Below are 1,174 nucleotides of genomic sequence, written 5' to 3'. Positions count from 1 at the left end.
CCGACGACCATCCCGGCCGTTCCGGTCCCGGTCGCGCCGGTGACGCCGCCGACCCCGGCCGCCCCCGTGGCCGGTGGTTCGAACGGCGCCGTCGCGCCGGAGCCGGCCCCGGCCGCCGAGATCGCGACGCCCGCGCCCGCCGCCGAAGCTCCGGTCAAGGCGCCCGCACCCAAGGTGCCCGCGGCCGAGGTCACGCCCGAGCCCGCCGAGAAGGACGCCAAGGCCGTTGCCAAGCCGGCCAGGACCAAGCGCGGCAAAGCGCCGATGCCCTCCTGGGAGGATGTGTTGCTCGGAGTGCGCAGCTCCGGCCACTGAACCACGGGACACACCGGCATCTCCCCGATTCTCCCCCGCGACCACCCGCTCGCAGTACATTTTCACCATCCGATTCGCCCGAACCGCCGGATGGAACGTACGGTTGCGGGTAGTTAGCGAGGGGACTCGCTCAGCACTCGGGAGGTGCCGCTAGATGGTGTCCACTGCCTCGACGCTCTGGTATGTCGACGCCGATGATCCGGCGGCCGTGCTGCGGGAACACCGCGATCCCGATCCGGGTGCGGCACAAGCGCTGGCCAAGCAACTGTTCGACGACTACGAGATCGTGCCGAAGATGATCGGCACACTGGCAGGCTGCGCGGGCCCGGACGCCGACGAGGTCTATATCGGCTGCTATCCCGGCCTGACCGTGGTGTGCTCCCGCGAGGCCCGCCTGCCCGACCCGGTCACGCTCCCGGAACTGCTCGTCCGCCCGCTGGCCTCCGATCACACCTACCTGGTGTCCTTCGACGCGAGCATGGGCTGGGGCAGCTTCGCGCACTGGGAGCGCGGCGAATTGCGGCGCTGCTTCTCCTCCTCCCGGATGAAGATCCTGGCCGACGCCGGGCTGCCGCTGGTGTGGGAGCGCCCGTTCTGGGCCGGTGAACGCCCGGTGCTCTGGCGTGCCGACGAGCTGCCCGACCCGCAGTGCCTGCCCTTCGACCCGCCGGATTTCGCCGACGAGGCCAACAGCCGGTGGCTCGGCTTCCAATATCGGGCACCGGTGGTCGCCGGCGCGCTGCTCCCCCGCGACATCGCGGTCTGCGGATTCACCTTGATACCCAAGGACCCGCCGCTGGAATCGCCCGAGCCCGAGCCGGATCCGCGAGCCGCGCGGGACCGGGCCCAAGGCGCCGGT

Annotated in this window: 1 protein-coding gene and 1 pseudogene; both read left to right on the top strand. The window is 71.4% G+C overall.

Annotated features, from left to right (window positions below; all coding sequences use genetic code 11):
• A pseudogene (locus ON26_RS34395) lies at window positions 1-315 on the top strand (septation protein SepH); the annotation flags it as partial.
• Between the two features lie 154 nt (window positions 316-469).
• Window positions 470-1,174, top strand: a 705-nt coding sequence (locus ON26_RS03040) for a DUF6928 family protein (RefSeq protein WP_051026590.1), incomplete at its 3' end; no start/stop codon positions are given.

Source organism: Nocardia higoensis NBRC 100133 (assembly GCF_000308595.1).
In the GTDB taxonomy this organism is placed as follows: Bacteria; Actinomycetota; Actinomycetes; order Mycobacteriales; family Mycobacteriaceae; genus Nocardia; species Nocardia higoensis.
This window is presented reverse-complemented; position numbering and strand designations above follow the sequence as displayed.